At 64.7% G+C, this 6223-nt stretch carries 5 protein-coding genes; 2 read left to right on the top strand and 3 right to left on the bottom strand.

Translation table 11 applies throughout. From position 1 onward, the window contains the following. Nucleotides 1-373: 373 nt before the first annotated feature. Genes ACIOVD_RS24270 through ACIOVD_RS24260 form a run of 3 tightly spaced genes read right to left on the bottom strand, consistent with a single transcriptional unit; the run spans nucleotide 374 to nucleotide 3019 of the window. Nucleotides 374-982, bottom strand: coding sequence for a TetR/AcrR family transcriptional regulator (locus ACIOVD_RS24270; RefSeq protein ID WP_095169634.1), 609 nt, complete (start codon nucleotides 980-982; stop codon nucleotides 374-376). Next, nucleotides 969-1820 carry a 3-hydroxybutyryl-CoA dehydrogenase gene (locus ACIOVD_RS24265; protein WP_095169739.1) on the bottom strand — a complete coding sequence of 284 codons (852 nt, stop codon included), beginning with the start codon at nucleotides 1818-1820 and terminating at the stop codon, nucleotides 969-971. Before ACIOVD_RS24265 ends, ACIOVD_RS24270 begins: the two co-directional genes overlap by 14 nt. Before the next feature lie 14 nt (nucleotides 1821-1834). After that, the gene (locus ACIOVD_RS24260) at nucleotides 1835-3019 is read right to left on the bottom strand and encodes an acetyl-CoA C-acyltransferase family protein (protein WP_159995322.1); all 1185 of its coding nucleotides are present in this window, start codon (nucleotides 3017-3019) and stop codon (nucleotides 1835-1837) included. Nucleotides 3020-3195: 176 nt separating this feature from the next. Here ACIOVD_RS24260 and ACIOVD_RS24255 point away from each other — a divergent pair, with 176 nt between their 5' ends. Next, nucleotides 3196-4239 carry an AraC family transcriptional regulator gene (locus ACIOVD_RS24255; protein WP_401130663.1) on the top strand — a complete coding sequence of 348 codons (1044 nt, stop codon included), beginning with the start codon at nucleotides 3196-3198 and terminating at the stop codon, nucleotides 4237-4239. A 90-nt stretch (nucleotides 4240-4329) separates the two neighbouring features. Continuing rightward, nucleotides 4330-6168, top strand: a complete 1839-nt coding sequence (locus tag ACIOVD_RS24250; RefSeq protein ID WP_401130672.1) for an amidohydrolase — start codon at nucleotides 4330-4332, stop codon at nucleotides 6166-6168. Nucleotides 6169-6223: the final 55 nt, after the last annotated feature.

The following is a 6223-nucleotide window of genomic DNA, read 5'->3' as shown; positions in this document are numbered from 1 at the left end:
ACGCCGGGTTAGCCGCCCCGCGCCATGGATGGCGCGTGGCGGCGGCCCACGGATTCAAGCCGGAGTGAGGGCACACCGAGCCCAAGCGAGGTGCCAAGTGGTGGGGCAAGAGCCTTTTGCTTACTTTTGGGCTCCTCCAAAAGTGAGCCGCTGTAAAAGCGGAACCATAGGTGGCCGTTACCGCAGAAATGGATATGTACCCCGCCTAATCCAACCCCCCAGAGGCCGCCAAGCAAGCTCCCTCGCCACAGGCCGCTACAAGGTTGTGTAGATACCTATGGCCATCGCGGGCAAGCCGCAAGCGGGCGCCCGCTCTCACATTAATCCAGGTCGTTCGCAGATTATCCATACACCCGCCAAACCTGTGGAGCCCTCAGGCGACGTTGGCTTGTAGTGGGGTGTTGTCGGCCAGGATGCGTTCGATGGCGCCGACCAACAGGCTGTGCAGCAGGCGGTCGCGCTCGCGGGGGGGCAGGGGGTGTTGGCCCAGCCAGCCGGGGGCGCTGTTGAGCAGGGAGGCGATGGTGTGTCCGGCGGCCAGCAGGGCTTGGTCGCCGAGTCGGATCGCGGGGCAGAGCATGCGCATCAGTTGTTGCTCGTAGCGTTGCTGTAACTGACGGACGCGCACTTGCTGGTCGTCGTTCAGGCAACTGCTGTCGCGCTCCACCAGGCGAAAGTGCCAGGGCATGTCCTGATGCAGTTTCAGGTGTGCCTGGATCAGCGGCAACAGGCGGTCCTGGGAGGTGCGCGAGCGCCGTTCGATGCGGGTGAGGGTGGCCAGCAGTTCTTCGTAGAATTCTTCGATCAAATCCAGCAGCAGGTGCTGTTTGCTCGGGTAGTGGTGATACAGCGAACCTGGGGTAAGCCCCAGGTACGCCGCCAGTTCACGCATGCCGACCTGGCCAAAGCCCTTGCTGGCGAACAGCTCCAGGGCCTTGTCTCGGCTTTGGGCAAAGCGCGAGCAGCGCTCAGTCGTAGACATGGAAGCCGCGTCCGGTCTTGCGACCCAGGTAGCCGGCCGCGACCATTTCCTTGAGCAGCGGGGCCGGGCGGTACTTGCTGTCGTTGAAGCCGTCGTAGAAGGCTTGCATGATCGCCAGCAAGGTATCCAGGCCAATCAGGTCGGCCAGGGCCAACGGGCCGATCGGCTGGTTGCAGCCCAGGCGCATGCCGGCGTCGATGTCTTCGGCACTGGCCAGGCCTTCCTGCAGCACCAGCACTGCTTCGTTGATCATCGGTACCAGGATCCGGTTGACCACAAACCCCGGACGGTTGCCCGCGGTGATCGCGGTCTTGCCCAGACGCTGGGCCATGTCCAGGGCCAGGGCGTGGGTCGCGTCGCTGGTCTGCAGGCCACGAATCACTTCGATCAGCGCCATCACCGGCACCGGATTGAAGAAGTGCAGGCCGATGAACCGCTCGGGGTGGCTGACGCTGGCCGCCAACTGGGTGATCGACAACGACGAGGTGTTGGAGGCAATCACGCACTCGGCGCTGACCTGGGCCGCAGCTTGTTGCAACAGGCGCAGTTTCAGCTCGAGGTTCTCGGTCGCGGCCTCGATCACCATCTGCACGCCGTGCAGGCTGGCGTAGTCGGTGCTGGTGCGGATCTGCCCCAGGGCCGCGAGTTTCTGTTCCTGGCTCAGGCTGCCCTTGGCTACCTGGCGATCGAGGTTCTTGCCGACGGTGGCCAGGGCCTTTTGCAAGGCGCTCTCGGCGATGTCGATCAGGGTCACCTGCAAGCCTGCCACCGCGCAGACCTGCGCGATGCCGTTGCCCATGGTGCCGGCGCCAATCACGCCGATGTGCTGCAGATTCATGTCGATGTCCTTGCTCATACGCGTTCGAACAGCACGGCGATGCCTTGGCCGCCGCCGATGCACATGGTTGCCAGGGCGTAACGGCCCTGCACGCGGTGCAGTTCGTGAATGGCCTTGGTGGCGATGATCGCGCCGGTAGCGCCTACCGGGTGACCGAGGGAAATCCCCGAACCGTTAGGGTTGACCTTCGCTGGATCGAAGCCCAGTTCCTGCGCCACGGCACAGGCCTGGGCGGCGAACGCTTCGTTGGACTCGATCACGTCCAGGTCAGCCACGGTCAGGCCGGCGCGCTCCAGCACCAGGCGGGTCGCGGGAATCGGACCCAGGCCCATCATCGACGGCTCGACACCGGCATGGGCGTAACCCACCAGCCGCGCCATCGGCTTGAGACCTTGTTCCTGCACGACTTTGCCGGTGGCCATGATCAGTGCGCCGGCACCGTCGTTGAGGCCCGAGGCGTTGCCGGCGGTGACGCTGCCGTCTTTCTTGAATGCCGGCTTCATGCGCTCCAGCTGTTCGCTGCTGACGTCGCCTCGCACGTGTTCATCGGTGGCAAAGGTCACGGTGCCTTTGCGGGTAGCGATCTCGATCGGCACGATCTGCCCCTCGAAACGCCCTTCGGCGATGGCGTGGGCAGCGCGCTGCTGGCTGAGCAGGGCCAGTTGGTCCTGGGCCTGGCGGCTGATGCCGAAATGCTCGGCGATGTTCTCCGCGGTGATGCCCATGTGGATCCCGGCGAATGGGTCATGCAAGGCGCCGAGCATGTAGTCGATGCCCTGGATATCGCCCATGCGCGCGCCCCAACGTGCCTGCGGCAGCAGGTAGGCGCCACGGCTCATGGATTCCACGCCACCGGCCATTGCCGCGCCGGCGTCACCGAGCATCAGGCTCTGGGCGGCACTGACGATTGCTTGCAGGCCGGAACCGCACAGGCGGTTGACGTTGAAGGCCGGGGTTTCCTTGGACAGGCCGGCGTTCATCGAAATCACCCGGGAGATGTAAGCGTCGCGGGCTTCGGTCGGGATCACGTGGCCCATCACGGTGTGGCCGATGTGCTCGGGGGCCAGGCCCGAGCGCTCGATGGCGGCGCGGCACACGGCGGTGCCCAGGTCGATCGGCGAAACGTCCTTGAGGGAACCACCAAAACCACCGATGGCGGAACGGACGGCGCTGAGGACAAAAATATCGGAAGGCTTCATGAATGTTCCCTGGGTATCGTGGGCAGCGCGCGGCTCACGTAATATGGGCGGCGCTGGAGGAGGCTGGTTTATGGCGCTGAGTCTAGAGTCAGCCGCGCCGCGGCGCCTATGCCAAAACTGCGCAAGGGTGGTGGCGTTTTTTGCCATGTTCAGATGATCGGGAGCCATGGAAATACATGCGGGAGACGGATTCGGTAGCGGTGTACTTCGTGTACCCGATGATCCAGGCCTTGCGCGCGGACCCACAGCGCCTGCACGCGGTGCTGCGCCAAGTGGGGATCGATCCGCAACTGCTGGAGCAGCCGGCGGCGCGGGTCCCGGCCTCGGCGTTTGCCGCGTTGTGGCTGGCGCAGATTGGTGAGTTGCAGGACGAGTTCTTCGGCCTCGATTCCCACGGCATGCCACCCGGCAGCTTCGCCCTGATCTGCCGGGCGCTGATCCAGGAGCCGACCCTGGAAAAAGCCATGCGCCAGTGCCTGGCCAACTTTGCCCTGTTCCTGCGGGACTTTCGCGGCACCCTGACGGTGCGTGGCAAGCGCGCGCTGATCAGCCTGCAGACCCAGGCGCAAAGCGTTGAGCTGGCGCGTTTTGGTGAAGAGACCTTCCTGGTGCTGATGATCAGCCTGCTGTGCTGGCTGGGCGGACGACGGATAGCCATCGACCGCGCCGACTTCCAGCACCCGCGTCTGTCTCTGGACGACGATGCCTTGCTCTGGGGCGCCAACCTGACCTTTGGCGCGGCACGCACGCAAATCGAGTTCGACAGCCGCTTCCTGCAACTGCCGGTGACCCAGGACCTGGCGTCGCTCAAGGCGTTTTTGCGCAGTGCCCCGCAATGGCTGGTGATTCGCTTCCGCAACCAGCACGGCCTGGCGGCGCAGGTCCATCAGCGGCTGCGCAACAGCGATTACAGCCAATGGCCGACCCTGGAAGCCTTTGCCCGCGAGCAACACCTGAGCCCCAGCACCGTGCGGCGCAAGCTCGAGCGCGAAGGCTGTGCATTCCAGGAGATCAAGGACGAGGTGCGCCGCGCGGTGGCGATCGAACAATTGCGCCGCACCCAGGCCAGCATCACCACGATTGCCGAGCAGATCGGCTTCCAGGAGCCCAGCGCGTTTCACCGCGCCTTCAAGAAGTGGACGGGGGAAAGCCCGGGGCGTTATCGGGCACGGTTCCAGGGTGCGCAGGCGTTGCCGGCGATGGACGAGCATGACCGGTGATCGTCTCGGCTGAGTAATCCAGCATGCCCTGGGCGTTGTTCAACTACTGTTGAAAGTCGCCATGATTGGGGAGTGCCTGTGATGAATAACGTGATTGCCGATCTGATTCTGCACAACGGTCGCCTGCACACAGTGGATCGGGCCAAGCCCCGGGCCAGCGCGGTGGCGATCAAGGACGGGCGGTTCGTGGTGGTCGGCAACGACGCCCAGGCCATGGCCTTGCGCGGCGCGGGCACCCAGGTGGTCGACCTGCTGGGGCGCACGGTGATCCCCGGGCTCAACGACTCGCACTTGCACTTGATCCGTGGCGGCCTGAACTACAACCTGGAATTGCGTTGGGAAGGGGTGCCGTCGCTGGTGGACGCCTTGCGCCTGCTCAAGGACCAGGCCGAACGCACACCCGCCCCGCAGTGGGTACGGGTGGTGGGTGGCTGGAACGAATTCCAGTTCGCCGAAAAACGCCTGCCGACCCTCGACGAATTGAACAGGGCCGCCCCCGATACGCCGGTGTTTGTCTTGCACCTCTACGACCGCGCCTTGCTCAACCGCGCGGCCTTGCGGGTGGTGGGCTACGACCGCAATACGCCGAACCCGCCCGGCGGCGAGATCGTGCGTGACGCCAATGGCGAGCCGAGCGGCATGCTGGTGGCCCGGCCCAACGCGATGATCCTCTATTCGACCCTGGCCAAGGGGCCGAAACTGCCGCTGGAATACCAGCTCAACTCGACTCGCCAGTTCATGCGCGAGCTCAACCGCCTCGGGGTCACCAGCGCGATCGATGCCGGCGGTGGTTTCCAGAACTACCCGGACGACTACGCGGTGATCAACGAGCTGGCGGCCAAGGATCAACTGACCATCCGCATCGCCTACAACCTGTTCACCCAGAAACCCAAGGAGGAGCTCAACGACTTCAAACACTGGACCGCCAGCGTCAGCCTGCACCAGGGCGATGATTACCTGCGCCACAACGGCGCCGGGGAAATGCTGGTGTTCTCGGCGGCGGATTTCGAGGACTTCCTCGAACCGCGCCCGGACCTGCCCTTGACCATGGAGCAGGAGCTGGAGCCGGTGGTGCGGCACCTGGTGGAGCAACGTTGGCCGTTTCGCCTGCACGCCACCTACGACGAATCGATATCGCGCATGCTCGACGTGTTCGAGAAGGTCAATCGGGATATACCGTTCAATGGCTTGCCGTGGTTCTTCGATCACGCCGAAACCATCAGCCCGAAAAACATCGAGCGGGTGCGGGCGCTCGGCGGCGGCATCGCGATCCAGGATCGCATGGCGTTCCAGGGCGAGTACTTCGTCGAACGCTACGGCGCCAAGGCAGCCGAGCTGACCCCGCCGATCCAGCGCATGCTCGCCGAGGGCGTGCCGGTGGGGGCGGGCACCGATGCGACGCGGGTGTCGAGCTACAACCCCTGGACCTCGCTGTACTGGATGGTCAGCGGGCGCACGGTGGGCGGGCTGGCGCTGTACCCGCAAGGGCTGCCCCGGGACACCGCGCTGGAACTGTACACCCACGGCAGTGCCTGGTTCTCCTCGGAACAGGGCAAGAAAGGCCAGATCAAGGCCGGGCAACTGGCGGACCTGGTGGCGCTGACGGCGGACTATTTCACGGTCGAGGACGAGGCGATCAAGTGGATCGAGTCGCTGCTGACGGTGGTCGGCGGCAAGGTGGTGCACGCGGCGGGGGATTTTCAGCGGCTCGCGCCACCCACCTTGCCGGTGACCCCGGACTGGTCGCCGGTGGTCAAGGTCCCGGGGCATTGGCGCCCGGCTGCGCCGCTGCAGGCCCAGGTGCACCAGTGCAGCGGACCTTGTGGCGTGCATGCCCATGGTCACCAGCGCGCGCGGCTGTCGAACGTCCCGGTGAGTGATTTCCAGGGATTCTGGGGCGCCTTCGGCTGTTCGTGTTTCGCCTTTTGAGGGCTGGCCGGCGATTGCGCTAATGAAAATTATGCTGTAGTTTTTCATGAAATTA

It is taken from the genome of Pseudomonas sp. NPDC087626 (assembly GCF_044743405.1).
Classification (GTDB): Bacteria; Pseudomonadota; Gammaproteobacteria; order Pseudomonadales; family Pseudomonadaceae; genus Aquipseudomonas.
This window is presented reverse-complemented; position numbering and strand designations above follow the sequence as displayed.

Excerpts from the sequence above, each read along its gene's own strand:
- ACIOVD_RS24270 (WP_095169634.1), bottom strand. The coding sequence starts at position 982 with ATGTCTACGACTGAGCGCTGCTCGCGCTTTGCCCAAAGCCGAGACAAG.
- ACIOVD_RS24255 (WP_401130663.1), top strand. The coding sequence starts at position 3,196 with ATGCGGGAGACGGATTCGGTAGCGGTGTACTTCGTGTACCCGATGATC.
- ACIOVD_RS24265 (WP_095169739.1), bottom strand. The coding sequence starts at position 1,820 with ATGAATCTGCAGCACATCGGCGTGATTGGCGCCGGCACCATGGGCAAC.
- ACIOVD_RS24260 (WP_159995322.1), bottom strand. The coding sequence starts at position 3,019 with ATGAAGCCTTCCGATATTTTTGTCCTCAGCGCCGTCCGTTCCGCCATC.